The organism is Kitasatospora sp. NPDC004723, assembly GCF_040609255.1.
In the GTDB taxonomy this organism is placed as follows: Bacteria; Actinomycetota; Actinomycetes; order Streptomycetales; family Streptomycetaceae; genus Kitasatospora.
On sequence record NZ_JBEXJT010000019.1, the window covers coordinates 26,792 to 51,746 of the forward strand.

Genomic DNA, 24,955 nt, shown 5'->3' on the forward strand with positions numbered 1-24,955 from the left:
ACCATCGACCCCATGACGACCCGTGCCTCCCGCCCCGGTCCGACCACCGTGGTCAACCTGAAGGGCCACCGCGACGACCCCGCGTTCGACGACGTGGTCTACGTCGGCCGGGCGATGCACCGCGGCGGCTGGCAGCTCACCGAGTCCCCGCTGCACTGCCCGTACCGCCCCGGCCCGGACCTGTCGCGCGAGGAGATGCTGGTCAGGTACCGCGCCCACCTCCTCGCCCACCCCGGGCTGCTGGCCCTCGTCCCCGGGCTGCGCGGCCACCGCCTCGGCTGCTGGTGCGCCCCGCTCCCCTGCCACGCCGACGTCCTGGCCGACCTCGCCGACCACGGCCTCGCCTCCTGACCGGCCAGGCCGACCACGGCCGTGCGGGCGGGGGCGTTCCACGGGAGCAGGGGCGGGAGGCCGCTTGGGTATTCTCCCTGGACAGCGCAGCGCAGACCGCTGCCCCGGGGGAGACGAGTAGCGAAGCATGGGATCCACACCGTCCGATCGTTCGGCGGGCGAGGCGTCCTGGCAGTGGGACGGGGAGGACGAGGGCCGCGCCGCCGGTGCGCCCGGTGACGTGGTGAGCGGGGGTGCGGACGGGGACGGGCCCCGGCTGAGCCGGCGCGGACTGCTGACCGGAGCCGGGGTGCTCGCCGCGGGCGCCGCCGTCTGGGGGGTGTCCCGGGCGGTGGGCGGGTCGGATCCCGCTCCGCCGAAGCCTCAGCCGCTGCCCACCCGGGTGGTCGGCCCGGAGCCGGCGTGGGTCTACCGGGGCCCCGAACCGATGACGCCCGGCCGGCAGAGCGGCCGGCTGTTCGCGCCCGCCTACCTCTCCCGCAGCGGTGTGCGCCTGCTCGACCCGGAGACCGGCGCCGTGACCGCCACCGTCGAGGAGGGCCCGCCGAGGGGCTTTCCGGACGGCTCCCCGCTGGTCCTCGGCGCGGGCCGGCTGTTCACCGCCTCACCGGGCCATGTCGACGCCCGTACGCTGGTGGGCCCCACCGCCGGCTGGAGCCTGCCGCTGCCACCGGAGCTGGGCGACCGGATCACCGTGTACGGCTGCGACGGCGACAAGGTGTACGGCTCGGTCACCGCCAGGGGCGTCCTGAACCGCAACCTGTTCGCGATGAACGCCAACGGCACGGGGCTGCTCTGGTCCCGCCCGGCCGCCGACCGCGACGAGACGTCGATCGCCGTGCTCGACACCGGCGCGGGCCGGCTGCTCGCCTGGGGCGCCGATCCGTCCGCCGGTGTCTCGCTGCTGGACGGCGCCACCGGCGGCCGGCTCTGGTCCGCCGAGAACACCGGCACCGCCTGGGCGGCCGTCGACCAGCGGCACGTCTACCTCCCGGCCGGGTCGGGCGGGGTCCGGGCGCTGCGCCTGGCGGACGGCACCCCGCGCTGGTCGGTGCAGCCCCGGCCCGGCGAGCAGTGGCGCGCCCTGCCGCCGGTGAGCGACGACTTCCGGGTGTACGTGCTGCGGGACGACGGGCTGGTCACCGCGCACGCGGCGGACGGCGGCGAGCAGGTCTGGCAGCTCCAGCTGCCGTTCCGGCTCGACCGGCGCTGCCGCCCGCTGCTGACCAGTACGACCCTGGTGGTACCGGGCCCGGCCGACGCGGGCGTCCAGTTCGTCGAGACGGAGAGCGGCCGGACGTTCACGACCTTCGCCGACTCCGGCCCCGGCGTCGACGTCTGGTCGGTGACCAGCGACGGCACCCGGCTCTTCGCGGGCCACGACAGCACGCTCTACTGTCTGGGCGTGCTGCCGGTGCCCTGAACGTCCGGGGTGTTCGACGACGAGCGCCGCCCCTCCCGTCCCCCCGACCCAGGATGATGCCGTGCCGATTCGCCCGATCTCGCCCGACCGGCTCGTCGAACTGCTCGCCGACCGGATCGCCGCGCTGCCCGGGGCCGGCGAGCGCCGGCTGCGGGTGGCCGTGGACGGCGCCGCGGCTGCCGGGCCCGGGGTGCTCGCGGACGCCCTGGTCGAGCCGCTGCGGCTGCGCGGCTTCCCGACCCTGCGGGTTCCGGCGGCGGGTTTCCTGCGCCCGTCCTCGGTGCGGCTGGAGTACGGCCGGTACGACGCGGACGCCTTCCACGACCTCTGGCTGGACGACGGCGCGCTGCTGCGCGAGGTGCTGGACCCGCTGGAGCCGGGCGGCAGCGGCCGGGTGCTGCCCTCGCTGTGGGACCCGGTGACGGACCGCGCGACCCGCGCGCGCTACACCGAGCTGGCGCCCGGCGGGGTGCTGCTGCTGGACGGTGCGCTGCTGCTCGGCCGGTGGCTGCCGCTGGAGCTGACGGTGCACCTGGCGCTCTCCCCGGCGGCGCTGGCCCGGCGGACCGCGCCGGAGGAGCGGTGGACACTGCCCGCGTTCGCCCGCTACGAGGCCGAGACCGTACCGGCGGAGGCGGCCGACCTCACCGTCCGCTGCGACGACCCGCGCCACCCGGCCCTGGTCGAACCCGCCTGACCACCGGTCCCGCCTGCCCGAACGGGTCCCACCTGCCCGAACGGTCCTCAGCGCCCACGCCGTCCGGGCGGTCCGGGCCGGGCCTCCGGGGCGGGACCGCGCTGGCAGGACGGGCACCAGTACGCCGGCCGCTCCCGCTCCGCCGTCCCGTGCCGCGCCGTCAGCACCGTGGCCCCGCAACGCGCGCAGGGCCGCCCGGCCCGGCCGTAGACCCACTGCTGGTGGCCGCGCCGGGTGTCGCCGGTGGTGACGTGGCCCGAGCGCAGCCGGTTGGCCTCCAGCAGGTGGTGGGCGCGGGCCACCAGCCGGTCGGCGCTCGCCAGCTCGCCGACCGGCGTCCACGGGGTGACGCCGGCCAGGAAGCAGAGCTCGTTGGCGTACACATTGCCGACGCCGGCCAGGTTGCGCTGGTCGAGCAGGGCCTCGGCGACCGGCCTGCCGGGGTGGGCGAGCAACCGGCGGGCGGCCTCGGCCGGGTCCCAGTCGGGCCCGAGCAGGTCCGGTCCGAGGTGGCCGACGGCGCGCTGCTCGTCGGCGGTGCGCAGCAGTTCCACCACGGGCAGCCGGTAGCCGACGGCGGTTCCCCGCTCGGTGCCGAGGACGGCGCGGATCTGGTGCGCCGGTGCGCCGGTCCAGCGCTCGCCGGGGCGGAAGAGCACCCAGCGGCCGTCCATCCGCAGGTGGGTGTGCAGGGTGAGGCCGCCTTCGAGGCGGGTGAGCAGGTGCTTGCCGCGCGGGACGACCTCCAGCACCCGGCGCCCGGCGAGGTCGGCGGTGGCGTGGGCGGGCACCCGCAGCTCGCCGGTGGTCAGCACCTGCCCGGCGAGGGCGGCGTGCAGGCGGGCCGCCGCGCGGTAGACGGAGTCACCTTCCGGCATGCCTCCATCCTCCCTCCGCGCGACGGCCCGCCGCAGCCGATCGGCCGGTTACTCGGCGGCGTCGCCGTCGCCCTCCTCGCCGCCCACGCCGTGGCGGACCACGACCACCGGGCAGGGGGCGTGCTCGGTGAGGTGGCGGCTGACCGAGCCGAGCAGGGCGCCGGTGAATCCGCCGAGACCGCGGCTGCCGACCACGGCCAGCGCGGCACCGCGCGAGGCCTCCAGCAGCGCCTGGGCGGCGTTGCCGGGCTTCACCGACTCGGTGATCCGCACCTCGGGCTGCTTGCCGACGACCCTGGTGACGGTGTCGGAGAGGGTCTTGCCGGCCAGTTCCTCGGGGTTGAACTCGGGGGCGGGCACGCTCGCGCCGGCCCAGCCGTAGAACGCCGGGTACTCCCAGGCGGCGATGGCGTGGACGGTGCCACCGGTCAGCCGGGCGTAGTCGACCGCCCAGCGCAGTGCCCGTTCCGAGGCGGGCGAGCCGTCGACACCGACGACGATCCTGGGGTTCGCGCTGTTGGCCATGCCGCTGCTCCTTGCTCGACGTGCTGCTGTGCTCGACGTGCTGCCTTGCCCTCCAAACATAGATCAAAAGGGGCATTTGTCAGCTAATTGCCGCGCCGAACGGTTCGCACACCTCCGAAACTGGTACTGGCGGGTGCGCGGCGTGCTCGCCGCGCACCCGCCAGGGCCTCAGCTCCCCGCGCGGGGACCGTCAGGCCCGGTAGGCGGCCCAGGAGTTGGACATCCGGGCGACCTGACCGGGGGTGAACTGGGTCATGCAGGAGTCGTAGGTGTAGTCCATGAAGTTGTGGATCGGGTCGAGGCCGGCGGACGTGCAGGTGTCCCGGCCGGCCGGGCACTGGTAGGCGGCGCTCGCCTCGGCCGGGGTGTCGGCGACGTAGTCGCCCTGGCCGCTGCAGCCGCCCTGGAAGGTGTGGTAGAGCCCGAGCCAGTGGCCGACCTCGTGGGTGGCGGTGTCGCCCTCGTTGTAGTTGGTGGCCGAGCCGCCGGGGAACGAGGAGTCCAGGATCACCACGCCGTCGTCGGTCGGGTTGGACTTGTAGGAGCTGGGGAAGGTCGCCCAGCCGAGCAGCGACTGGCCGAGCTTGGCGGTGTAGAGGTTGAGGGCGCCGGCGCCGCCCTTGCGCAGCGCGGTCTTCATCGCCTTCTCGGTGGTGGAGCCCGGGGCCACGCCGTTGTACCAGGTGGCGTTGTCGGTGTAGTCGGTGGCGGCCAGCTGGAAGCGGAACTGGCTCGCGGTGTTGCCGGCGCCCTGGCCGCCGTACGCGGCGTTGAGGACGTCGATCTGCTGGGCGATGGTCGCGGCCGACAGCTTGCCGGTGGTGCCGGAGTGCACGACGTGCATGTACACCGGGATGGTCGTGGTGGCGGCCAGCGTGCCGGGGGCGACCAGCGCGCCGCTCTGCGGGGTCTGCGCCAGCCGGCCGAGCCGGGCCTTCAGGTCCGCGTCCATCGCCTTGGCCTGGGCATCGGTGACGGCGTTGGGCTCGTGGCCCGCGGGGCTGCCCGCCGGCTTGCGGGCCGCGGCGTCCTGGGAGGTGTCACCGGTGCAGGCGGCGGCGGACGGCCCCTGGGCGGGCGCGCCGGCGGCGGTGAACGCGGTGGGCGCCGCGAACTGGGTGAGGCCGAGGGCGGCGACGACGGCCGCCGCACCGAGGAATCGACTGGTGGCACGCGAGGGGACACGGGCGGAACGACGCATCTGCGCTCCCGGGGAGGTTGTGGGGGACGGCGGTTGAGGGGGGCCGCCGTGTGCCACAGGCTACGCAGGCTTGCGTGTACGCGTCAGACAGGTTCAGGCCTGGAGCCTCTGGCGACAAATCGGACATAATCCGGAAGTTTGAGCGGCCCGGCCTTGCCGCACATGAGCATTTCCCGTCGCGCGCCTGCGCACAGTACCGGCCCCGACCTGTCCGAAACGTGACACCCCGTCTGCCCCGCGCAGCGGTGCGGCGGCCGGCGGATACGGACGAACGGGATGAACCGGGCGTCCGGACCGCCTCGCCGAGACTACGACGCGACGAAGACGATCTCCCGCAGGGCACGCGCACCGGCCCGGTCGAGTACCACGGCCGACGCACAGCCGGCGGGCGGGCGGCCCGTCCCCGCCAGCCGCCGGCGCAGCCGCCGGGCGGCCTCCCGGTGCCGGGCGAAGGCGTAGGCGGAGACCGACTGCCCCCGGACGCGCTGGCCGTCGCGGGCCTCCTCGGCGGTGGCGTCCAGCAGGACCAGGTGCACCCGGCGCCCCTGCCGACCGGCCTCCCGCACCAGCCACTGCCGCACGTACGGCACCGCGCCGCAGTCGTGCACGGCGAGCGGGCCGCCGGCCAGCACGGCGCGCCGCAGCCGCCGGTAGTGCGCGATCCGCACCAGCGGGCGGTACACCGCGTACGGCAGCCAGGACGGCAGCCGGGCCGCGTACTCCTCGCGGACCGACTGCGAGTCCACCAGCGGGGCGCGCACGCAGCGGCGCATCAGGGTGCTCTTGCCGCTGCCCGGCAGCCCGGAGACCACCAGCAGGTCGCCGGCCGGGTAGTGCAGCGCGACCGGCCGGCCGCGACCGGGCCGGGTCCGCCGCAGGTCCTGCAGGCCGCGCGGGCGCAGCGCGGCGGCGCCCCGGTCCGGCTCCGCCGCGACATCCGGACAGCCGGACCGGGGCGCCGGGACCACCCGGTCGCGGGGCGCCGTGCCGCGCGGCACCGCACCGCGGACCGCGCCGTCGAGGACCGTCCTGGAGACCTGTACGTCCGCCATCGAAACCCCCCTGCCTCGAAGGGCCTTCCCCTTCAAGAGAGAGTAAAGACTAGTGGTCAGACCGGGTCCGGGCCGAGCCCTCCACCGCCCCAGGTAGGTCACAGGAGTGCTCCGGGACCGTTACAGGGCGGTGGGGGCGCGGCGGATCAGCCGAGCTGCGGGGCGACCCGGGAGGCGATCAGCTCCAGGTGGTCGAGGTCGTCCAGGTCCAGGACCTGCAGGTACATCCGCTGGGAGCCGACGGCGGCGTACCGGCCGATCTTCTCCACCACCTCGTCCGGGGTCCCGGCCAGACCGTTGGCCTTCAGCTCGTCGACCTCGCGGCCGATGGCGGCGGCCCGGCGGGCCACCTCGGCGTCGTCCCGGCCGACGCAGACCACCAGGGCGTTGGAGTAGACCAGCTCGTCGGCCTGGCGGCCGGCCTTCTCGACGGCTTCGCGGACCCGGCCGAACCGGGCGGCGGTGTCCTCGACGGCGACGAACGGCAGGTTGAACTCGTCGGCGAAGCGGGCGGCCAGCGCCGGGGTGCGGGCCGGGCCCGTACCGCCGACCAGGACCGGGATCTTGGCCTGGGCCGGCTTGGGCAGCGCCGGCGACTCGCTCAGCCGGTAGTACTCCCCCTCGAAGTCGAAGGTCTCGCCCGGCCCGGTGCTCCAGAGCCCGGTGATGATCTCCAGCTGCTCCTCCAGCCGCCCGAACTTCTCCTTGGGGAAGGGGATGCCGTAGGCGGTGTGCTCCTGCGCGTACCAGCCCGCGCCGAGGCCGAACTCGACCCGGCCGCCGCTCATCGCGTCGACCTGGGCGACCTGGATGGCGAGCACGCCGGGCAGCCGGAAGGTGGCGGCGGTCATCAGGGTGCCGAGGCGGATGGTGCTGGTCTCGCGGGCGAGGCCGGCCAGGGTGATCCAGGCGTCGGTCGGGCCGGGCAGGCCGCTGACGTCGCCCATCTTGAGGTAGTGGTCGGAGCGGAAGAAGGCGCTGAAGGCGCCGAGCTGCTCGGCGGTGCGGGCCACCCGGAGGAGGGTGTCGTAGCTCGCGCCCTGCTGGGGCTCGGTGAAGATGCGGAGGTCCATGGCGGCCATTCTGGTACCGATCACGGGCGCCCACGGCGGATCCGTCGATCCGGTGCCGGAGGGCCGGTGCCGGAGGGCTAGCGGGAAGGGCCGGTGCCGGAGGGCCGCCGCACCTGCCGCGTGGCCAAGGTCTCAGCCCGCGACCGCTCCCGGCGGCCGGAGCCGCTCCCGCGCTCGCCTACCGTGGACGGATGTTCGCCACGCCCGACGAGTCGCGCCCGGGTTCCCCCGACGACTCCCCCGACCCGCGCAATCGACCGGCCGGCTGTCCGCTGCCCCGGATCGTCTCCGCGTTCACGCCCCGGCTCGCCGAGTTCGCCTTCGAGCCCGGCTTCACCGCGGCGGTCGACCAGCACGCCGCCGAGCTGCGCGAACTGCTGTACGCGCAGGGGCCGGAGCTGCTGCCCCGGCCCCTGGACCGCGAGGAGTTGTCCGACTACGCGCTGGGCTTCCTCGACGCGCTCGCCGAGATCGGCTGGCGCGAACCGGTCGGGTACGACTACGCGGTGCACCGGCTGACCGCGATCTGCTGGCTGGTCCGGCAGGACGGCCTGCTCGCGGTCTGAGCGGTGTCCGCCCGACGGCGCCGTGCCGCTCGACCGGACCGCTCGACCGGACCGATCAGCCCGGCTGCTCACCCGGCCGGCCGGGGTCGATGCCCGGGGCGGGCGGCGTGCTCGGGGTGGTCGGCCGGGCCGGCTGGTTGGCCAGCGCGTCCGAGCGGCCCGCCTGGTAGGCGCTGCCGCGCAGCTTGGCGGTCTCCTGCTCCGCGCTGGAGAGCCAGCGCTCCCAGCGCTGCCGCATCGGGACGATCAGACCACCGCCGACGCCGACGATCAGCACACCGGCGATCGAGGCCAGCACCGCGATCAGCACCGGACCGGTGATCGCGGTGGCGATCCCGGCCTGCCCGAGCGCCGCGACCACGCCCAGCAGGACGATGAACGCCCAGGCGATGGTGGCCACCGTCCGCCCGTAGGCCGCGCCGGACAGCGCGTTCTGCACGATGTCGCGCACCGCGTTGGCGACGGCCATCGCGACGACCACGATGACGACCGCGACGATGCCCCTCGGCAGCCAGGCGACGATGCCGTGGATCATCACGCTGATCGGGTTCGGCCCGAAGACGCCGAAGGCCAACTGGAGGGCCATCAGCAGGATCGCGTAGTAGACGATCTTGCTGACGATCCCGGTCAGGTCGTACTTCGAACCCTCCAGGTACCGGGCGATCCCGGAGCGCTCGGACACCCGCTCGGAGCCGACCCGGCGCAGCACGCGGTCGAGCAGCCGGGCGATCGCCTTGGCCACGAACCAGCCGATGACGAGGATCGCCAGGAAGGCGATGAACTGGGGAATGAACTTGGCGACCTTCGACCAGGCCTCGGTGAAGCCGGAGCCGAAGTCGACGGACAGTGCGAGCTGCTGAGCCACGGGGGTCCTCCACTCGGCGACACCGCGCCGGGAGCGGCACGGCGACCCCCCGCCCTTCGTGGATACCAGGGCTCCCGGCGGCCCGCACGCCCCGGCGACCCGCGCTGGCCTCCACGGGTGAACCCAGGCCGGCCACCCGGGAGCCCCCGTCGGGCACGCCCCGGACGTACAGTGGCGGTCCACACGGCAGTACACGGACGGCGGGGCGGGGAGCGGGACGACGTGAGTGACAACCGTACGGGCGGCGGCGGCCACCGGGCACTGGTCTGGCAGGGACGGCCGCAGCGGCCGGGCGCCGCGGTGCTGGTCCTGCACGGCGGCCAGGAGCACAACCTCGCCCGGCCGGGGCCGCTCAACCTGGCCGGCCTGCGGATGGCCGGCTTCGTGCACGCGCTGCGCCGCGAGACGGCGGGCGCGGAGGTGGCGGTCGGCACCGTCCGCTACCGCCACCGCGGCTGGAACGGCGAGCGGGCCGACGCCGCCCGGGACGCCGTCGCCGCGCTGGACGACCTCGCCGAGGAGCTGGGGCCGGTCCCGACCGTGCTGGTCGGCCACTCGATGGGCGGCCGGGCCGCCCTGCGCGCGGCCGGCCACCCCACGGTCACCGGTGTGGTCGCGCTCGCCCCCTGGTGCCCGGCCGAGGACCCGTGCGAGCACCTGGCCGGCCGCGATGTCCTGATGCTGCACGGCGACCTCGACCGGGTCACCTCCCCCGCCGACACCCGCGCCTTCGCCGCCCGCGGCCGCGCCGCCGGAGCGCGGGTCTGCGGCTACACCGTCGCGGGCACCGGCCACACCCTGATGCGGCGGATCGGCGACTGGCACCGCGCCACCGCCCGGCTCTCGGCCGGGCTGCTCGGTCTGCGCGAGCTGCCGCCGGAGGCCGCCGCCGCCTTCGCCCTGCCCGCCGGCTCCGACGCCTCGCTCGCCCTCCCGCTCCCCGCCCACCCCCGCTCCGCCCCGGCCCGCTCCCCGGCCCGCCCCCTGCCGACCGACGCCTGACGTCCACCGGTGCCCACCCGTTCGCCGGCCGCGCTCCCCTTGGTGCCGACGAACGCCACGTGCTGCGGGCCGTCCGATGTCAGTGGCGTCTGATCCACTGTCCGCACAGTGGGACCACCTCCGAGCAGACAGGAGCCGCCGGCCATGGGCGTGCTGACCGACTACTTCCGCGCGGCCGACGACGCCGCCGTGCTCGCCGCTCTGGAGGACGCCGAGGGCGGGCCGCTGGTCGGCGGGGCGCGGCCGGTGTTCGACGGGGTCGAGGCGAAGGGCGTGGACCCGGATGTCGTCCTGGGGCAGCTGGTAGCCGTCGTGCGGGGCGTGGAGTGGGAGGCGGACCTGGTCGGCGGGGCGCCGGTGTGGCCGGCCACGCCGCCGCCCGGCCGGGAGGGGCCCGCCGACGAGGACGACCCGTGGGCCACCGGGCCGTGGGTGATGCGGCTCGGCGGCGCGGTGCGGGACACCCTGGCGGACCTCCCGCAGGCCGAGCTCGCGGCCGTCGCCGCGCGGTGGGCGGCGACGGCCGAGGAGCTGCCGGACGCGGACGGCGACGACCTGCGACCGCTGGTCGAGGAGCTGACCGGGCTGGCGCGTCGTGCCCGGGAGGCGGGTGAGGACCTCTACTGCTGGATCTGTCTCTGAGGCCGGTCCCGGAGGTGCCGGCCTCAGCCGGTGGCGGGGTGGGCCATGGTGACGTGCCGGGTCTCGTCCTCCGCGAGGCCCGCGTAGCCGCTGACGGCGGTGGGAGCGATCCCGGGGTCGCCGGGGCGCTGTGCTCCGGTGGCCGCGTCCAGGGTCACCGGCCCGGTGTTCGTCCTCCCGTAGACGAGGCCGTGCCAGGCGGTGGTGACGGTGGGCGCCGGCCGCGTTCCGGTGTCGTCGGGCAGCTTCCACAGGAGGTTTCCGGTGGCGGGGTCGGCGGCGACGACGAGGTCGCGGTCGTGGCAGACGGTCACGGAGCGGCCGTCGTAGGCGCAGATGCCCGGGAATTCACCGAGGTCGAGCAGCCGGCGACCGGTGCTCGCGTCCATCAGCCGGGCGAAGCGCTTCGGCGAGCCCTTCTCCTTGCCCTGCACGAGGACGGTGTTCGGGCCGGCCGGGCGCACCGTCGTCTCCAGGCCGTCGCCGTCCTCCGTCCAGGCGTCCCGCCCGTCGCCGAGGTTCACGGCGGACACCCGGCGTTCGGCGGTCGCCCGGTCCTTCTCCACGGCGCCGACGATCTGCCCGTCGCCGAGCAGGGCGCCCACGAACCCGGTCCGGCTCCAGAGCACCTTCCGGGAGGGCAGGTCCACCGCGAGGAGCAGGGCGTCGGCACCGTCCGTGACCGAGACGACCGCCGTGGTGCCCCGCACGCCGAGCAGGGTGACGTACTTGCCGTCGCGGAAGCGTCCGTCGGGGAGGTCCAGCGGCAGCGACCAGGCGGCCTGGTGGGTGGCGGTGTCCATGGCGACCAGCTCGGCGGCGGCGCGGGGCGCTCCCCCGCCCTCGCCGGGGATCGTCTCCGAGAAGGAGATGATGGCCAGGCGTGCTCCGCCGACCTCGGCGATCACGGGCCGCTCGAAGAACTGGGCGGGGTGCTGGGCGTTCACCGTGCCGATCACCTTGCCGTCGGTCAGATCGACCGCCTTCAGGCTGCCCTGGGCCGGAAGGTAGGCGGTCGGCCCGTCGAGCACGGCCCTCAGTGCGCTGGCGTCCGGGGGAAGCGCGACACCTCGGGCGCGGTCGAAGGCCGTCGGCGGGTCGTAGCTCGCCCGGGCGCCCGCGGTGGGCGCCTCGCTCCCGCCGCCGGTACTGCCGCTGCACCCGGTGAGCAGGACGAGAGCGACGGCGGCGCAGGCCGCCGGCCCGGAGAGACGCGGCTTCATCCTCGGGGTTCCCCTGACGTGATCTCATGGCCGCAAGGCCGAGGTCGACAAAATGATCACCATACCGGCCTGGCGGAGGCCTTCGGTCCGGGATCCGCGCCCCGGCCGGCCGAGGGGACGGACGGCCGCGCGGTGCCTGCGGCGCCGAGGGCGGGGGGATGCGGGATGCTGGCCCCATGACGACCGCGGTGGTGGTGGGCGGCGGACCCAACGGGCTCGCCGCCGCCGTACGGCTGGCGCAGGCGGGGGTGCGGGTGACCGTGCTGGAGGCCGCCGAGGAGGTGGGCGGCGGGGCGCGCAGCGGCGAGGCGATCGTGCCCGGACTGCTGCACGACCACTGCTCGGCCGTCCACCCGATGACCATCGGCTCGCCGTTCCTGCGCGGCCTGGGGCTGGAGCGCTTCGGGCTGGAGTTCCGGCTGCCGGAGGTCGACTGCGCCCATCCGCTGGACGACGGCTCGGCCGGCGTCCTGTACCGCTCGGTCGCCGACACCGCCGCAGGGCTGGGCGAGGCCGACGGCGCACGGTGGCGGCAGCTGTTCGAGGGCCCGGTCGCGGGGTACGACCGGCTCGCCGCCGACATCATGGGCCCGCTGCTCCGCCCGCCCCGCCACCCGCTGCGGCTCGCCCGCTTCGGGCTGCCCGCCCTGCTGCCGGCCGCCGCGCTGGCCCGGTCGTTCTCCGGCGAGCGGGCGCGGGCGCTGTTCGGCGGGGCGGCGGCGCACGCGTTCCAGCCGCTCCACCGGCCGCTGAGCGCCGCGATCGGGCTCGGGCTGCTCACCTCGGGGCACCGGTACGGCTGGGCGGTGGCCGCCGGCGGCTCGGGGGCGATCACCCGGGCGCTGGTCGCGCTGCTCACCGAGCTGGGCGGCACCGTCGAGACCGGGGTGCGGATCCGCTCGGCCGCCCAACTCCCCTCCGCCGACCTCGTCCTGTACGACCTCGCGCCCGGCGCTGTCGCCGGCATCCTCGGCGACCGCCTGCCGCCCCGGACCGCCCGCGCCTACCGCCGGTTCCGTCACGGGCCCGGCGCGTTCAAGGTGGACTTCGCCGTGGCGGGCGGCGTCCCCTGGACCGCCGAACCGGCCCGCCGCGCCGGCACCGTCCACCTCGGCGGCGGCTTCGCCGAACTCGCCGCCGCCGAGCGCGCCGTCGCCGCCGGGCGGATGCCGCGGCGCCCGTTCGTCCTGGTCGGCCAGCAGTACCTCGCGGACCCGCGGCGCTCCGTCGGCGACGTCCACCCGCTCTGGACGTACGCCCATGTGCCGCACGGCTACGCCGGAGACGCCACCGAGGCGATCACCGCCCAGATCGAACGCTTCGCCCCCGGCTTCCGCGAGCGGATCGTCGGCCTGGCCGTCCGCCGCCCCGCCGACTTCGCCGCCGAGAACCCCAACTTCGTCGGCGGCGACATCATGACCGGCGCCAAGGACGTCCCCCAACTGCTCCTCGGCCCCCGCGCCACCCTCCACCCCTACGCCACCGGCCTGCCCGGCCACTACCTCTGCTCCGCCGCCACCCCACCCGGCCCCGGCGTCCACGGCATGTGCGGCGCCCACGCCGCCGAGGCCGCCCTGCGCCACCTCCGCAGGCCCGGACACGGACGACCGGGCTGGCCGGGCTGACCGGGCTCCGGCTGGGCCGAATGCGTGTATCGCTCTCTTGACTGGCGTCACCGAAGCGCGATACTTGCCTCACTCCCCGCTCGCCCGATGAGGTGGCCCGCCCATGGAGCTCTCGCCCTCTGCGCACGTGGACACGTTCTGTCGCGACAACCTCCCGCCGCTCGACGAGTGGCCGGAATTCCTGTTCGAACTCCCGGAGTTGGCGTATCCGGACCGGCTGAACTGCGCGCACGAGCTGCTCGACGCGACGATCGAGCGGTACGGGCCCGACCGGCGCTGCCTGGTCACGCCGGGCGGGCAGTGGACGTACGGCGAGCTGCGGGAGCGCGCGGACGCGGTGGCCCGGCTGCTGGTCGGGCCGCTCGGGCTGGTACCCGGCAACCGGGTACTGTTGCGGGGGCCCAACGCGCCCTGGCTGGTGGCCTGTTGGCTCGGGGTACTGAAGGCGGGCGGGGTGGCGGTGACCACCATGCCGCTGCTGCGCGCCGGCGAGCTGAGCACCGTGCACGCGATCGCCCGGCCGGCGGTCGCGCTCTGCGACCGCCGCTTCCTGACCGAACTGGAGCGGGCCGAGACGCCCGGGCTGACCGTCGTGGCCTACGACGGAGCCGGGCCGGCGGGCCTGAGCGGGCACAGCGCCTTCGCCGCCGTGCCGACCGCCGCCGACGACGTCGCGCTGATCGCCTTCACCTCCGGCACCACCGGACGGCCCAAGGCGACCATGCACTTCCACCGGGACGTGCTGGCCAACGCCGACACCTTCTCCCGCCACCTGCTGCGCCCCACCCCCGAGGACCTGTTCGCCGGAACCCCGCCGCTCGCCTTCACCTTCGGCCTCGGCGGCCTGGTGGTCTTCCCGCTGCGGGCCGGCGCCGCCACCCTGCTGCTGGAGCAGGCCACGCCCGGGCAACTCGCCGAACAGGTCCGGCGGCACGGGGTCAGCGTGCTGTTCACCGCGCCCACGGCCTACCGGGCGATCCTCGCCGCCGGGCTGGCCGACCGGCTGACGGGGGTGCGGCGCTGCGTATCGGCGGGCGAGCACCTGCCGGCGGGCGTCTGGGAGGCGTTCCGGGCGGCCACCGGCCAGCGGCTGATCGACGGCATCGGGGCCACCGAGCTGCTGCACGTCTTCATCTCCGCCGCCGACGCCGATATCCGCCCCGGCGCGACCGGACGGCCGGTGCCGGGCTACCGGGCGGCGATACTGGACGACCGGGGCCGGCCGGTGCCCGACGGGCAGCCCGGGCGGCTCGCCGTCAAGGGCCCGACCGGCTGCCGCTACCTGCACGACCGGCGCCAGCGCGACTACGTCCGGGGCGGCTGGAACCTCACCGGCGACACCTATGTGCGCGACGCCGACGGCTACTTCTGGTACCAGGCGCGCGATGACGACATGATCGTCTCGGCCGGCTACAACATCGCCGGACCCGAGGTCGAGCAGGTGCTCGCCGAGCACCCGGACGTCGCCGACTGCGCGGTGGTCGGGGTGCCGGACGAGCGGCGCGGCAGCGTGGTCAAGGCGTACGTGGTGCTGCGCGCGGGGGCGGCGACGGCGGGCCCGGGAACGGTCCGCGCGCTCCAGGAGCACGTCAAGCGCGCCATCGCGCCGTACAAGTACCCGCGCGTGGTGGAGTTCGTCGACGCGCTGCCGCGCACCGCGACCGGGAAGCTGGCCCGCGCCGAGCTGCGCCGCCGGGCGGCGGCACCCACCCCCGCCCCGGTACCCACCCCCGCTCCGGTACCCACCCCCGCTCCGGCGCCGGCCCTGGCTCCGGCCAGCGTGAGCACCGAACGGCGGGTCGAGTGGTCGGACACCGACGCGGCCGGGCACTACCACTTCTCGGCCGTCCAGCGCTGGGCCGAGGCGGCCGAGGCGACACTGCTGCGCCGGCTCGGCCTGGACGGGCTGTTCGGGCGGATCCCCCGGGTGCACTTCGAGGCGGACTACCGCGAGCGGCTCTGGTTTGGCGACGTGGTCCGCACCGAGCTGCGGGTCGAGCGGGTCGGCGGCTCCTCGCTGCACTACGCCTTCGAGGTGCACGGGCCGCACGGCCTGGCCGCCAGCGGGCGGATGTCGGTGGTGCACGCCGCGCCGCACGCCAAGGGCGCCGAACCGTGGCCGGAGCAGGTCCGCCGCACGCTGGCCGCCGCCGGGCGCCAGGAGCCGGAGGTGATCCGGTGACGGCCGGCGCCGGCCGGATCGCGGTGATCGGCGCCGGACCGGGCGGACTCTACTTCGCCGCGCTGGCCCGGCAGTCGGCGCCCGAACGGGAGATCACCGTCTTCGAACGGGACGGCCGCGACGACGAGTTCGGCTTCGGGGTGGTGTTCTCCGACGAGACGCTCGACGGCATCGCGCAGGCCGACCCCCGGGTGTTCGCCGCGCTGAGCGCCGAGTTCGCCCGCTGGAGCGACATCGACGTCCGCTACGCGGGCCGGGTCCGCACCTGCGGCGGCCACGGCTTCGCCGCGCTGGACCGCAACCGGCTGCGCGCGATCCTGCAACGCCGCTGCGCCGAACTGGCGGTGGACGTGCGCTACCGCACGCCGGCCCCGCCCGTCGAGCGGCTCGCCGCGGAGTACGACCTGGTGGTCGCCGCCGACGGCGTCAACTCCGGCACCAGGGCCGCGTACGCCGAGGCCTTCCGGCCCGAGCCGGACGAGCGCGGCGCCCGCTACATGTGGCTCGCCACCGACCGGGTCTTCGACGCCTTCACCTTCATCGTCGAACGCTTCGACTTCGGCGTGCTGCAGGTGCACGCCTACCCGTACAGCGCCGAGCGGTCGACGTTCGTCGTGGAGCTGGCCGAGGAGCCCTGGCGGCGGGCGGGCTTCGAGGCCCTGGCCGCACGGGAGTTCGCGCGCGGCGAGAGCGACGCGGCGAGCGTGCGGCGCATCGCTGAACTGCTCGCCGGGCACCTGGAGGGACACCGGCTGATCCCCAACGCCTCCCGCTGGATCCGGTTCACCACGGTGCGCAACGCCACCTGGCGGCACCGCAACGTGGTGCTGCTCGGCGACGCGGCGCACTCGGCGCACTTCTCGATCGGCTCGGGCACCAAACTGGCCCTGGAGGACGCCCTGGCGCTCGCCGCCGGCCTGAACGAACAGGCCACGCTGGAGGGCGCGCTGGCGGCGTACGAGGCGGAACGCCGGCCGGTGGTGGAGTCCACCCAGCGGGCCGCGCAGGCGAGTCTGGAGTGGTTCGAGACGATCGGACGGCGGACCGGGCAGGGCCCGGACCAGTTCGCGTTCAACCTGCTCACCCGCAGCCGCCGGGTCACCTACGGGAACCTGCGGGCACGCGATCCCGGGTTCGTCGCGGCGGTCGACCGGGCGTTCGCGGGGGCGGACGAGACACCGGGCCTCCCGCCGATGTTCCGGCCGCTGAAGCTGGGCGCGCTGGAGCTGCGCAACCGGGTGGTGGTGCCGCCGCTGGCCACCTTCACGGCCGTCGACGCGCTGCCGAGCGCGTTCGACCGGGCGCAGCTGACCGTGCACGCGCTCGGCGGCGCGGGGCTGGTGCTCGCCGGGATGACGGCCGTCGCCCCGGAGGGCCGGGTCGTCGACTGCCCGGGCCTGTGGAACGACCGGCAGGAGGCGGCCTGGCGCGAACTCGTCGACGCCGTCCGGGCGGTGAGCGACACGCCGCTCGGGATCCAGCTGACCCACGCCGGCCGCCGGGCCGCGACCGCCGGGCCGGCCGAGAGCGGCCTGCCGCTGCTGGCCGCCTCGCCGCTGCCGTGGCAGCCCGAAGGTCCGCTGCCGCACGAGGCGAACGCCATCCAACTCGCCGCCTTCACCGCCGACTTCGCGGCGTCGGCGGAGCGCGCGGCGCGGGCCGGGTTCGATGCGCTGGAGCTGCAGTTCGGCCACGGCCATCTGGTCTCCGGCTTCCTGTCGCCGCTCACCAACCGGCGCACCGACCGGTACGGCGGCCCGCTCGCCCACCGGCTGCGGCTGCCGCTGGAGGTGCTGGCGGCGGTGCGCGCGGTGTGGCCGGCCGGACGGCCGCTGCTGGTGCGGATCTCGGCGAGCGACTGGGCGCCGGGCGGCACCAGCGAGGCGGAGGCCGTCGCGATCTGCCGCGCGCTCGCGGACGGCGGCGCGGACGCGGTGGACGTCTCCACCGGCGAGGTGGTGGCCGGGGAGCGGCCGCCGTTCGGGCGCGGCTACCAGACGCCGTTCGCCGAACTGGTGCGCCTGGCCACCGGTCTGCCGACCGTCGCGGTCGGCGCGATCTCCCACCACGACGACGTCAACTCGGTGCTGCTGGCCGGGCGGGCGGACCTGGTGGCGGTCGGCCGGGCCCAGCTGTACGACCCGCTGTGGACGCTGCACGCCGCCGCCGAGCAGGGCTACGCGGGCCCCGGCGCCCGCTGGCCCGAGCCGTGGGCGCCGGGCAGCCGCCGCCCGCCGACGCCGGGGGCCGACCGGGTGGCGCCGCGACTGCGGCTGGTGCGCGAGCCGGCCCCGCCGGTGCACCGCCGCTGGCGCCCCGGCACCGACGACCGTCCCGCACCGCCCGAGCGCCCCGCACCGACCGAGCGCCCCGAGCACCACGAGCATCCCGGACACCCCGCACGTCCTGAACGTCCCGCACGTCCCGGGGAGGAGCGATGACCGAGCCCGTGTCCGCCGCGCTGCGGCTGCCCCGCTTCACCGCGGCCGCCGTCCAGGCCGCGCCCGTCTTCCTGGACACCGCCGCCACCGTCGACAAGGCGGTCGCGCTGATCCGCGAGGCCGCCGGCCACGGCGCCTCCCTCGTCGTCCTCCCCGAGGCGTTCGTCCCCGGTTACCCCTACTGGAACTGGACGATGACCCCGGTGCAGGGCTCGCCCTGGTACGAGCGGCTCTACCGCGCCGCGGTGGACGTGCCCGGGCCGCACGTGGACACGCTGCGCGCCGCCGCCCGCCGGGCCGGCGTGGTGCTGGTGATCGGTGTCAACGAGCGCGGCCCGCACAGCCTCGGGGTGCTCCACAACACTCTGCTGGTCATCGACGCCGACGGCGAACTCCTGAACGTGCACCGCAAGTTGGTGCCGACCTGGGCCGAGAAGCTGACCTGGACGCCCGGCGACGGCAGCACCCTGCGCGTCCACCGCACGGCCGTCGGCCCGCTCGGCGCGCTCGCCTGCGGCGAGAACACCAACCCGCTCGCCCGCTTCACCCTCCTCGCGCAGGGCGAACTCGTCCACGCCGCGAGCTACATCGCGCTTCCGGTCGCCCCCGAGGACTACGACATGGCGGAGGCGATCGCGCTGCGGGCCGCCGCGCACTGCTTCGAGGGCAAGGTGTTCACCGTGGTCTCGTGCTCCACCCTCTCACCGGAGATCACCGCTGCGGTGGCCGGCGAGGACCACGAGCTGCGCGGGCGACTCTCGCGCCCGCACAGCGCGCTGTCCGGCGTCTTCGGCCCGGACGGACGCCCGGTGACCGAACCGCTGGTCGACGAGGAGGGCATCGTCTACGCCGAGATCGACCTCGGCCGCTGCGTGCAGCCCAAGCAGATGCACGACATCGTCGGCCACTACAACCGCTTCGACGTCTTCCGGCTGCACGTCGACAACCGCCCGCTGCGGCCGCTCACGCTCGACCAGCCCCCTCCGAAGGAGGAGCCATGACCGAGAACCCCGCCCACGACGACAACCGGATCGGCCGCTCCCGGGTCACCGGGAACCCCGAACTCACCGAATACTACGAGGAGTTGGCCAAGGTCGACGCGGGCGCGCTGTGGACCGTGGCCAATGAGATCGAACCCTGGTACCCCCAGCCGAGGTCGGTGCCGGTGCTCTGGCGCTACGCCGACCTGCGCCCGCTGGTCCGCAAGGCGCTCCCGCTCGTCACGGCGGACGACGCCGGGCGCCGGGTGGTCATGCTGGTCAACCCCGGCCGACGCGAACTCAGCGCGGCCGTCGGACTCTTGTACACCGGCCTGCAGATCATGGGCCCCGGCGAGTCGATGACCGCGCACCGCCACCAGGCCTCCGCACTGCGCTTCGTCCACGAGGGCACCGGCGCCTGGACGATCGTCGACGGCCAGAAGCTCAGGGTCGGCCCGCGCGACTTCGCCATCACCCCCAACAGCACCTGGCACGAGCACGGCAACGAGTCCGACGAGGCCCCGGTGATCTGGCAGGACGGCCTGGACATCCCGCTGGTCAACATGCTCGACGCCAACTTCTACGAGGTGCACCCCGAGCTGTACCAGCGGCCCGGCGAGGTGGTGAACTCCTCGCTGCTGACCTACGGCGGCAACCTGCTGCCGTACGGCGTCGAGCAGTGGAGCCGCCCGTACTCCCCGCTGCTCGGCTGGCCCTGGGAGCCCAGCTACCACGCGCTCTCGCAACTCGCCCGCGCCGCCGAGGGATCGCCCTACGACGGGGTGATCATGGAGTACACCAACCCGGTCACCGGCGGATCGGTGATGCCCACCCTGGGCGCCCACCTCCAGCTGCTGCGTCCGGGCCAGGCCACCCGCGCCCACCGGCACACCGGCTCCGTGGTCTACACGGCGGCCAAGGGACGCGGCGTCTCGGTGATCGCCGGAAGGAGCTTCGCCTGGCAGCAGGGCGACATCTTCGTCGTGCCCTCCTGGGCCTGGCACGAGCACGCGAACCTCGACCCCGGCGAGGACGCCTGCCTGTTCTCCTTCAACGACTTCCCGGTGATGCACTCGCTCGGCCTGTACCGCGAGGAGGCCTACCCGGAGCACGACGGGCACCAGCCCACCGCCACCCCGTGACCAGGAGCCCGCAGCCATGCGCCTGTTGACCTTCCGCACCCCCGGTACCGACGACCCGCGCCTCGGCGCCCTGCTCGCCGGGGACCGCGTCGCCGACCTGTCCGCGCTCGCCGCGGTCACCGGCGCGGACCTGCCCGGTGACCTGCTGGGGCTGATCCGCGCCGGGGAGCGGGCCCTCGCCACCGCCCGCGCGCTGGCCGACGACGCGGCCCGGGACCCGTCGGCCCTGCCCACCCTCGCGGAGGTGGCGCTCAGCGCACCGCTGCGCCCCGGAAAGATCGTCGGTGTCGGCCTCAACTACGTCGAGCACGTCGCCGAATCGCACCGCACCCTGGACACCGACCGCGAACTGCCGGACCGCCCGGTGCTGTTCAGCAAGCCCTCGACCGCCGTCACCGGCCCCGGCCAGCCGATCCGGCACAACGCCGACCTCACCGAGCAGCTCGACTGGGAGTGCGAACTCGCCGTCGTCATCGGCGCACCGGCCTTCCGGGTGGCCGAGGCCGACGCCCGGCGGCACGTCTTCGGCTACAGCATCGTCAACGACGTCAGCGCCCGCGACCAGCGCCGCTCCGGCCAGTGGTTCTTCTCCAAGGGCCAGGACAGCTACGCGCCGTTCGGCCCGGTCGTGGTGACCGCCGACGAGATCCCCGACCCGCAGCGGCTGGACCTCTCGCTGCGCGTCAACGGCGAGCTGCGGCAGGACTCCAACACCCGCCACATGCTGTTCGGCATCGCCCGGCTGATCGCCGACATCTCCTCCGGCGTCACCCTGGAGCCCGGCGACGTCATCGCCACCGGCTCGCCGTCCGGCGTCGGCGCCGGGATGGTGCCCCCGCGGTTCCTCCGGCCCGGCGACCTCGTCGAGGCGACCATCGAGGGCATCGGCACCCTCGCCAACCCGGTGATCGACGCCCGCTGACCGGCCGCCCCGCCCCGCGGAGGAGCCCGTCCCGCAGAGGAGCCCACCCCGATGACCAGCCCGAACGCCACCACCACCTACCGGATCGGCCAGATCGTCCCGAGCTCCAACGTCACCATGGAGACCGAGGTCCCGGCCCTGCTGCGGGCCCGCGAGCGGGTCGCGCCGGAGCGGTTCACCTTCCACTCCAGCCGGATGCGGATGACCAGGGTCACCCCCGAGCAACTGCGCGCCATGGACGCCGAGTCCGACCGGTGCGCCGCCGAACTCTCCGACGCCCGGGTCGACGTGCTCGGCTACGCCTGCCTGGTCGCCGTGATGGCCACCGGCCCCGGCTACCACCGGGAGGCCGAACAGCGGCTGCACCGGCGCACCGCCGAGAACGGCGCCGCCGCGCCCGTGGTCACCAGCGCCGGCGCGCTGGTGACCGGCCTGCACACGATCGGCGCCGCGAAGGTCGCCGTCGTCACCCCCTACCTGCGGCCGCTGGCCCGCACCGTCGTCGACTACCTCGGGCACGAGGGCATCGAGGTGGTCGACTTCGCGGCCCTGGAGATCGCCGACAACCTCGACGTCGCCGCCCACGACCCGGCGAAGCTCCCGGCGATCGCCGCCGGGCTCGCGCACAGCCGGGCCGACGCGGTGGTGCTGTCCGCCTGCGTGCAGATGCCCTCGCTGCCGGTGATCGAGGAGGCCGAGCGGCGGCTCGGCAAACCGGTCGTCTCCGCCTCGATCTGCACCACCCACCAACTGCTGCGGGCCCTCGGCCTGCCGGCCTTCGCCCCCGGCGCGGGGCACCTGCTCTCCGGCGCCTTCGCGGAGTCCTGACCGCCTCCCGGCGGCTCGGGCACCACCACTATGATCACCACCAGCCGACGGGAGGAGATCCGGATGACCGAGAACACCTCCCGGCCGAGTTCGCTGATCCACACCGTCTACGGCGAGTTCGTCCGCCGCCTCGGCGGCTGGATATCCATCGCCGACCTGATCGGCCTGCTGGCCGAGCTGGACGTCGACGCACCCGCCGTCCGCTCGGCCATCTCGCGCATGAAGAAGGCCGGCACCCTCCTCCAGGAACGCCGCGCCGGCGACCGGAGCGGCACCGGCTACCGGCTCTCCCCCGCGATGGACCCGGTGTTCGACGAGGGCGACCGCCGGATCTTCCGCAGCCTGGCGCCCGCCGAACTCGCCGACGGCTGGGTGGTGGCCGTCTTCTCCGTCCCCGAGTCCGAGCGCGCCCACCGCCACACCCTGCGCTCCCGGCTCAGCTGGCTCGGCTTCGGCAACGCGGCCCCCGGCGTCTGGCTGGCCCCCGCCCGGGTGCTGCCCGACGCCCGGCGGCTGCTCGAACGCCTCGGCCTGGACGCCTACGTGCACCTCTTCCTGTCCGCCGAGTACGCGGGCTTCACCGACCTGCGCACGGCGGTCGCCGACTGGTGGGACTTCCCCGCCATCGAGGCCCAGTACGCGGCCTTCACCGACGCCTGGCGGCCCGCCGTCACCACCCTGCGCGAACGGACCGACCTCGACCCGGCCGAGGCGTTCCGCGCCTACGTCCCGATGCTCGACCAGTGGCGCCGCCTGCCCTACCTGGACCCGGGCCTGCCCGAGCCGCTGCTGCCCGCCGACTGGAACGCCGTCGCGGCGCGGGCCGTCTTCACCGAACTGCACGCCCTGCTCGCCGGACCCGGCCTGGAGTACGTCGAGAAGGTCACCGGCCTGTCGGCCGCCACCCGCCACCAGGAACCGTTCCACCACCAGGAGCCGTGACGACGATGACCCGTCCGCCCGCCGACCTGCTGGTGCGCGCCGGCCGCGTGCACACCCTCGTCCCCGGCGAGCCGCCGCGGCGCGCGCTCGCCGTCACCGGCGGCCGGATCACCGCGCTCGCCACCGACCCGCACGGCCTGGACGCGCTGGCCGGACCGGCCACCGAGGTGGTCGACGCCCCGCACGCCACCGTGCTGCCCGCCTTCGACGACACCCACACCCATCTGGTCCTGGCCGGCCACAGCGTGCACGGCGTGCCCGTCCACCGGGCCGCCGACCTGCCCGGGTTCCTCGCCCTGATCCGCGAGCGCGCCGCCCGCACCCCCGCCGGGGAGTGGATCCGCACCACCGTCAACTGGCAGGAGGTGAACCTCGCCGAGCAGCGGCTGCCCACCACCGGGGAACTGGACGGCGCCACCGCCGACCACCCGGTACTGGTCCGCCGCGGCGCCTACAACATGGTGCTCAACTCGGCGGCGCTGCGGCTCGCCGGGATCACCGCCGCCACCCCCGACCCGCCCGGCGGCGTGATCGAACGCGACGCGGACGGCCGGCTCACCGGCCGGCTGATCGACAAGGCGACCGAACTCGCCGACCGCGTGCTGCCCCGGCCCGGGCTCGCCGAGCGGATCGACGGCCTGCGCGCCGCCTCCGCCGGGTACGCCGCCACCGGGATCGGCACCGTCCGCGACTGCCTGGTCCCGGTCGAGGACCTCGAGGTGCTGCGGGCCGCCCGCGACGAGGGCGCGCTCGCCGTCCGGGTCCGGGCCCTGGTCTCCGGCTTCGCCCTCCGCACGCCGGAGCAGGTGGACGCGCTGCTGGACCGGGTCCTCGCCTGGCGCGCCGCCGGCCACGAGGACGACCGGCTCTCCGTCTGGGGCGTCAAGTTCGGCATCGACGGCGGCTTCGAGGCGGGCGCGCTGGAGGAGCCCTACCAGGGGCGGCCCTGTTACCACGGACGGCTGCTCTGGGAGCCGAAGGAGCTGGCCGACGCCGTCGAGCGGGTCGTCGGACGCGGCCTGCGGGTCGGCGTGCACGCCTGGGGCGACCGCGGGCTGCGCACCCTGCTGGACGTCTACGAGGACGTGCTCGCCCGCTGCCCCGGCCTGCCGCCCGGCACGCTGGTCGTCGAGCACGGCGGCCTCGCCCGGGCGGATCAGCGGGCCCGGGCGATCACGCTCGGCATCCCGGTGACCGTCCAGCACCCGCTGCTGCACGACGGCGCGCCCGCCCAGCGGCGCGCCTGGGGCGAGGAACGCACCGGCGCGCTGTTCCCGCTGCGCGAGTGGCTCGACGAGGGGGCGCAGCTCTCCGCCGGCTCGGACTTCCCGGTCGGCCCGTACGGCGCGATGCTCTCGGTGTGGGGCATGACCACCCGCGCCACGGTCGCCGGGGTGCTCGGCGCCGAGCACGCGATCGAGCGCGCCGAGGCGATCGCCCTGCACACCGTGGCCGCGGCCCGGCTGACCGGCGAGAGCGCCGAGCGCGGCTCGCTGCGCCCGGGCGCGCTCGCCGATCTGACGCTGTGGCCCGCCGACCCGCTGAGCTGCCCGGTCGACGAGCTGCGCGCGCTGCTGCCGGAACGCACCGTGGTCGGCGGACGCACGGTGCACCGCCGCTGAGACACCCGCTGAGACACCCCCCTGGGACGCCCGCCCGCTCAGGCGGGGCGCACCTCCTGGAGCAGCCCCCAGGTGAAGTCCGCCGTGCAGGCCCGGGGTCGGCCCCCGGCGTCCGGGGCGGTGAAGTCCAGCCGGAACCTGGTCGGCGCGCTGCCCTCCCGCGGCACGGCGGGCGGGAAGGCGGCGCCGACGTCGGCCACCACGCAGCTCCACGGCGTCAGCTCCTCGAGCGTGCGCGGCACCGGCGCCGGGGTGCCGGGCGCCCGCACCAGCCAGGCGTTGAGCTCCGCCCCGCCCGGGCCGACCAGCACCTCGAAGCGCAGCCCGGGCCAGAGCGGCAGCGCCCACTGCCGCGCGGTGCAGGCGAGGTCCCCGATCCGCCGCGCCTGCTCCGCCTCCGGCGGGCCGAGCACGGCCGCATAGCGCCGCGCGCCGGACGGGAACCCCGGCGCGCGTTGCATCGCCTGCCACCGCTTGTTCGCCTCGCGCATCCCGGCCCGGCTCGCCCCCAGCCGGCGCACGGCGTCCTCGACCAGCTCCGGCCGGAAGTCCGCCATCCGCCGCAGCAGCACCAGCTGGAACTCCGTCACCCCGAATCCATGGACCACCCGGGCAGGCTACCCGCCCGGACGACGGGTGTGGCCTGCTCGCCACGGGCGCCGTCGTCGGGAAGGCTCGTCGTGCAGTCGCCGTGCAGTCGCCGTTGTGCAGTCGCCGCTGCGCGCGTGACGCGTCGTCGCCACGCGCGCGACGGCGGTTGCGACCGTTCCGCC

Annotated in this window: 23 protein-coding genes and 1 pseudogene; 16 read left to right on the top strand and 8 right to left on the bottom strand. The window is 75.5% G+C overall.

The window, feature by feature from the left end; genetic code table 11:
- Nucleotides 1–12 precede the first annotated feature (12 nt).
- The 3 genes from ABZW10_RS19820 to ABZW10_RS19830 all read left to right on the top strand — a co-directional run bounded on the left by ABZW10_RS19820 (nucleotide 13) and on the right by ABZW10_RS19830 (nucleotide 2,471).
- The gene (locus tag ABZW10_RS19820; protein WP_355367195.1) at nucleotides 13–351 is read left to right on the top strand and encodes a DUF4326 domain-containing protein; all 339 of its coding nucleotides are present in this window, start codon (nucleotides 13–15) and stop codon (nucleotides 349–351) included.
- A gap of 127 nt (nucleotides 352–478) precedes the next feature.
- Complete coding sequence (locus ABZW10_RS19825; protein WP_355367198.1) at nucleotides 479–1,774, top strand: PQQ-binding-like beta-propeller repeat protein; 1,296 nt, start codon at nucleotides 479–481, stop codon at nucleotides 1,772–1,774.
- A gap of 61 nt (nucleotides 1,775–1,835) precedes the next feature.
- Nucleotides 1,836–2,471: a uridine kinase gene (locus ABZW10_RS19830; RefSeq protein ID WP_355367201.1), complete on the top strand. Its 636-nt coding sequence runs from the start codon at nucleotides 1,836–1,838 to the stop codon at nucleotides 2,469–2,471.
- A 47-nt stretch (nucleotides 2,472–2,518) separates the two neighbouring features.
- On the opposite strand, the gene ABZW10_RS19835 is transcribed toward ABZW10_RS19830, so the two are convergent.
- From ABZW10_RS19835 to ABZW10_RS19855, 5 genes are all read right to left on the bottom strand, one after another.
- Nucleotides 2,519–3,349, bottom strand: coding sequence for a DNA-formamidopyrimidine glycosylase family protein (locus tag ABZW10_RS19835; RefSeq protein WP_355367204.1), 831 nt, complete (start codon nucleotides 3,347–3,349; stop codon nucleotides 2,519–2,521).
- A 48-nt stretch (nucleotides 3,350–3,397) separates the two neighbouring features.
- Complete coding sequence (locus tag ABZW10_RS19840) at nucleotides 3,398–3,874, bottom strand: universal stress protein (protein WP_355367207.1); 477 nt, start codon at nucleotides 3,872–3,874, stop codon at nucleotides 3,398–3,400.
- A gap of 190 nt (nucleotides 3,875–4,064) precedes the next feature.
- Nucleotides 4,065–5,075 (bottom strand): zinc metalloprotease, encoded by a 1,011-nt coding sequence (locus ABZW10_RS19845; protein ID WP_355367210.1) that lies wholly within the window; start codon nucleotides 5,073–5,075, stop codon nucleotides 4,065–4,067.
- A 308-nt stretch (nucleotides 5,076–5,383) separates the two neighbouring features.
- Nucleotides 5,384–6,127 carry an AAA family ATPase gene (locus ABZW10_RS19850; RefSeq protein WP_355367213.1) on the bottom strand — a complete coding sequence of 248 codons (744 nt, stop codon included), beginning with the start codon at nucleotides 6,125–6,127 and terminating at the stop codon, nucleotides 5,384–5,386.
- 146 nt (nucleotides 6,128–6,273) lie between these two features.
- Entirely contained in the window at nucleotides 6,274–7,200 is a 927-nt protein-coding gene (locus ABZW10_RS19855; RefSeq protein ID WP_355367216.1) for an LLM class F420-dependent oxidoreductase, read from the bottom strand.
- Between the two features lie 191 nt (nucleotides 7,201–7,391).
- On the opposite strand from ABZW10_RS19855, the gene ABZW10_RS19860 reads away from it, so the two are divergent.
- On the top strand, nucleotides 7,392–7,766 hold the full coding sequence (locus tag ABZW10_RS19860; RefSeq protein WP_355367219.1) for a DUF6401 family natural product biosynthesis protein: 375 nt from the start codon (nucleotides 7,392–7,394) through the stop codon (nucleotides 7,764–7,766).
- A 55-nt stretch (nucleotides 7,767–7,821) separates the two neighbouring features.
- On the opposite strand, the gene ABZW10_RS19865 is transcribed toward ABZW10_RS19860, so the two are convergent.
- Nucleotides 7,822–8,631, bottom strand: coding sequence for a hypothetical protein (locus ABZW10_RS19865; RefSeq protein WP_355367222.1), 810 nt, complete (start codon nucleotides 8,629–8,631; stop codon nucleotides 7,822–7,824).
- Between the two features lie 222 nt (nucleotides 8,632–8,853).
- On the opposite strand from ABZW10_RS19865, the gene ABZW10_RS19870 reads away from it, so the two are divergent.
- Entirely contained in the window at nucleotides 8,854–9,633 is a 780-nt protein-coding gene (locus ABZW10_RS19870) for an alpha/beta hydrolase (protein WP_355367225.1), read from the top strand.
- 144 nt (nucleotides 9,634–9,777) lie between these two features.
- Entirely contained in the window at nucleotides 9,778–10,275 is a 498-nt protein-coding gene (locus ABZW10_RS19875) for a hypothetical protein (protein WP_355367228.1), read from the top strand.
- Nucleotides 10,276–10,298: 23 nt separating this feature from the next.
- On the opposite strand, the gene ABZW10_RS19880 is transcribed toward ABZW10_RS19875, so the two are convergent.
- Nucleotides 10,299–11,498: a hypothetical protein gene (locus tag ABZW10_RS19880; protein ID WP_355367231.1), complete on the bottom strand. Its 1,200-nt coding sequence runs from the start codon at nucleotides 11,496–11,498 to the stop codon at nucleotides 10,299–10,301.
- Between the two features lie 176 nt (nucleotides 11,499–11,674).
- Between ABZW10_RS19880 and ABZW10_RS19885 the strand changes: the two genes are divergently transcribed.
- The 10 genes and pseudogenes from ABZW10_RS19885 to ABZW10_RS19930 all read left to right on the top strand — a co-directional run bounded on the left by ABZW10_RS19885 (nucleotide 11,675) and on the right by ABZW10_RS19930 (nucleotide 24,182).
- Nucleotides 11,675–13,123, top strand: a complete 1,449-nt coding sequence (locus ABZW10_RS19885) for an NAD(P)/FAD-dependent oxidoreductase (protein ID WP_355367234.1) — start codon at nucleotides 11,675–11,677, stop codon at nucleotides 13,121–13,123.
- Nucleotides 13,124–13,226: 103 nt separating this feature from the next.
- Nucleotides 13,227–14,813: pseudogene (locus tag ABZW10_RS19890) on the top strand (AMP-binding protein); the annotation flags it as partial.
- Nucleotides 14,793–15,305, top strand: a complete 513-nt coding sequence (locus ABZW10_RS19895) for a thioesterase family protein (RefSeq protein ID WP_355367432.1) — start codon at nucleotides 14,793–14,795, stop codon at nucleotides 15,303–15,305. The pseudogene ABZW10_RS19890 and the gene ABZW10_RS19895, both read left to right, overlap by 21 nt.
- A complete protein-coding gene (locus ABZW10_RS19900; protein ID WP_355367237.1) occupies nucleotides 15,302–17,746 on the top strand; it encodes an FAD-dependent monooxygenase in 2,445 nt (814 codons plus the stop codon). The genes ABZW10_RS19895 and ABZW10_RS19900 overlap by 4 nt, the downstream gene beginning before the upstream one ends.
- Nucleotides 17,743–18,747 carry a carbon-nitrogen hydrolase family protein gene (locus tag ABZW10_RS19905; RefSeq protein ID WP_355367240.1) on the top strand — a complete coding sequence of 335 codons (1,005 nt, stop codon included), beginning with the start codon at nucleotides 17,743–17,745 and terminating at the stop codon, nucleotides 18,745–18,747. Before ABZW10_RS19900 ends, ABZW10_RS19905 begins: the two co-directional genes overlap by 4 nt.
- Nucleotides 18,744–19,868, top strand: coding sequence for a cupin domain-containing protein (locus tag ABZW10_RS19910; RefSeq protein WP_355367243.1), 1,125 nt, complete (start codon nucleotides 18,744–18,746; stop codon nucleotides 19,866–19,868). Before ABZW10_RS19905 ends, ABZW10_RS19910 begins: the two co-directional genes overlap by 4 nt.
- Nucleotides 19,869–19,884: 16 nt before the next feature.
- A complete protein-coding gene (locus ABZW10_RS19915; RefSeq protein ID WP_355367246.1) occupies nucleotides 19,885–20,790 on the top strand; it encodes a fumarylacetoacetate hydrolase family protein in 906 nt (301 codons plus the stop codon).
- A gap of 51 nt (nucleotides 20,791–20,841) precedes the next feature.
- Nucleotides 20,842–21,618 carry an Asp/Glu racemase gene (locus ABZW10_RS19920; RefSeq protein ID WP_355367249.1) on the top strand — a complete coding sequence of 259 codons (777 nt, stop codon included), beginning with the start codon at nucleotides 20,842–20,844 and terminating at the stop codon, nucleotides 21,616–21,618.
- 63 nt (nucleotides 21,619–21,681) lie between these two features.
- Nucleotides 21,682–22,560: a PaaX family transcriptional regulator C-terminal domain-containing protein gene (locus tag ABZW10_RS19925; RefSeq protein ID WP_355367252.1), complete on the top strand. Its 879-nt coding sequence runs from the start codon at nucleotides 21,682–21,684 to the stop codon at nucleotides 22,558–22,560.
- Between the two features lie 5 nt (nucleotides 22,561–22,565).
- Nucleotides 22,566–24,182 carry an amidohydrolase gene (locus ABZW10_RS19930; protein WP_355367255.1) on the top strand — a complete coding sequence of 539 codons (1,617 nt, stop codon included), beginning with the start codon at nucleotides 22,566–22,568 and terminating at the stop codon, nucleotides 24,180–24,182.
- Between the two features lie 38 nt (nucleotides 24,183–24,220).
- Here ABZW10_RS19930 and ABZW10_RS19935 read toward each other — a convergent pair whose 3' ends face one another.
- Nucleotides 24,221–24,739 carry a hypothetical protein gene (locus tag ABZW10_RS19935; protein WP_355367435.1) on the bottom strand — a complete coding sequence of 173 codons (519 nt, stop codon included), beginning with the start codon at nucleotides 24,737–24,739 and terminating at the stop codon, nucleotides 24,221–24,223.
- Between the last annotated feature and the right edge of the window lie 216 nt (nucleotides 24,740–24,955).

Coding starts and splice junctions, on each gene's coding strand:
- ABZW10_RS19910 (WP_355367243.1), top strand. CDS start 18,744: ATGACCGAGAACCCCGCCCACGACGACAACCGGATCGGCCGCTCCCGG.
- ABZW10_RS19850 (WP_355367213.1), bottom strand. CDS start 6,127: ATGGCGGACGTACAGGTCTCCAGGACGGTCCTCGACGGCGCGGTCCGC.
- ABZW10_RS19840 (WP_355367207.1), bottom strand. CDS start 3,874: ATGGCCAACAGCGCGAACCCCAGGATCGTCGTCGGTGTCGACGGCTCG.
- ABZW10_RS19820 (WP_355367195.1), top strand. CDS start 13: ATGACGACCCGTGCCTCCCGCCCCGGTCCGACCACCGTGGTCAACCTG.
- ABZW10_RS19860 (WP_355367219.1), top strand. CDS start 7,392: ATGTTCGCCACGCCCGACGAGTCGCGCCCGGGTTCCCCCGACGACTCC.
- ABZW10_RS19915 (WP_355367246.1), top strand. CDS start 19,885: ATGCGCCTGTTGACCTTCCGCACCCCCGGTACCGACGACCCGCGCCTC.
- ABZW10_RS19930 (WP_355367255.1), top strand. CDS start 22,566: ATGACCCGTCCGCCCGCCGACCTGCTGGTGCGCGCCGGCCGCGTGCAC.
- ABZW10_RS19920 (WP_355367249.1), top strand. CDS start 20,842: ATGACCAGCCCGAACGCCACCACCACCTACCGGATCGGCCAGATCGTC.
- ABZW10_RS19925 (WP_355367252.1), top strand. CDS start 21,682: ATGACCGAGAACACCTCCCGGCCGAGTTCGCTGATCCACACCGTCTAC.
- ABZW10_RS19825 (WP_355367198.1), top strand. CDS start 479: ATGGGATCCACACCGTCCGATCGTTCGGCGGGCGAGGCGTCCTGGCAG.
- ABZW10_RS19905 (WP_355367240.1), top strand. CDS start 17,743: ATGACCGAGCCCGTGTCCGCCGCGCTGCGGCTGCCCCGCTTCACCGCG.
- ABZW10_RS19835 (WP_355367204.1), bottom strand. CDS start 3,349: ATGCCGGAAGGTGACTCCGTCTACCGCGCGGCGGCCCGCCTGCACGCC.
- ABZW10_RS19935 (WP_355367435.1), bottom strand. CDS start 24,739: ATGGCGGACTTCCGGCCGGAGCTGGTCGAGGACGCCGTGCGCCGGCTG.
- ABZW10_RS19855 (WP_355367216.1), bottom strand. CDS start 7,200: ATGGACCTCCGCATCTTCACCGAGCCCCAGCAGGGCGCGAGCTACGAC.
- ABZW10_RS19885 (WP_355367234.1), top strand. CDS start 11,675: ATGACGACCGCGGTGGTGGTGGGCGGCGGACCCAACGGGCTCGCCGCC.
- ABZW10_RS19875 (WP_355367228.1), top strand. CDS start 9,778: ATGGGCGTGCTGACCGACTACTTCCGCGCGGCCGACGACGCCGCCGTG.
- ABZW10_RS19880 (WP_355367231.1), bottom strand. CDS start 11,498: ATGAAGCCGCGTCTCTCCGGGCCGGCGGCCTGCGCCGCCGTCGCTCTC.
- ABZW10_RS19845 (WP_355367210.1), bottom strand. CDS start 5,075: ATGCGTCGTTCCGCCCGTGTCCCCTCGCGTGCCACCAGTCGATTCCTC.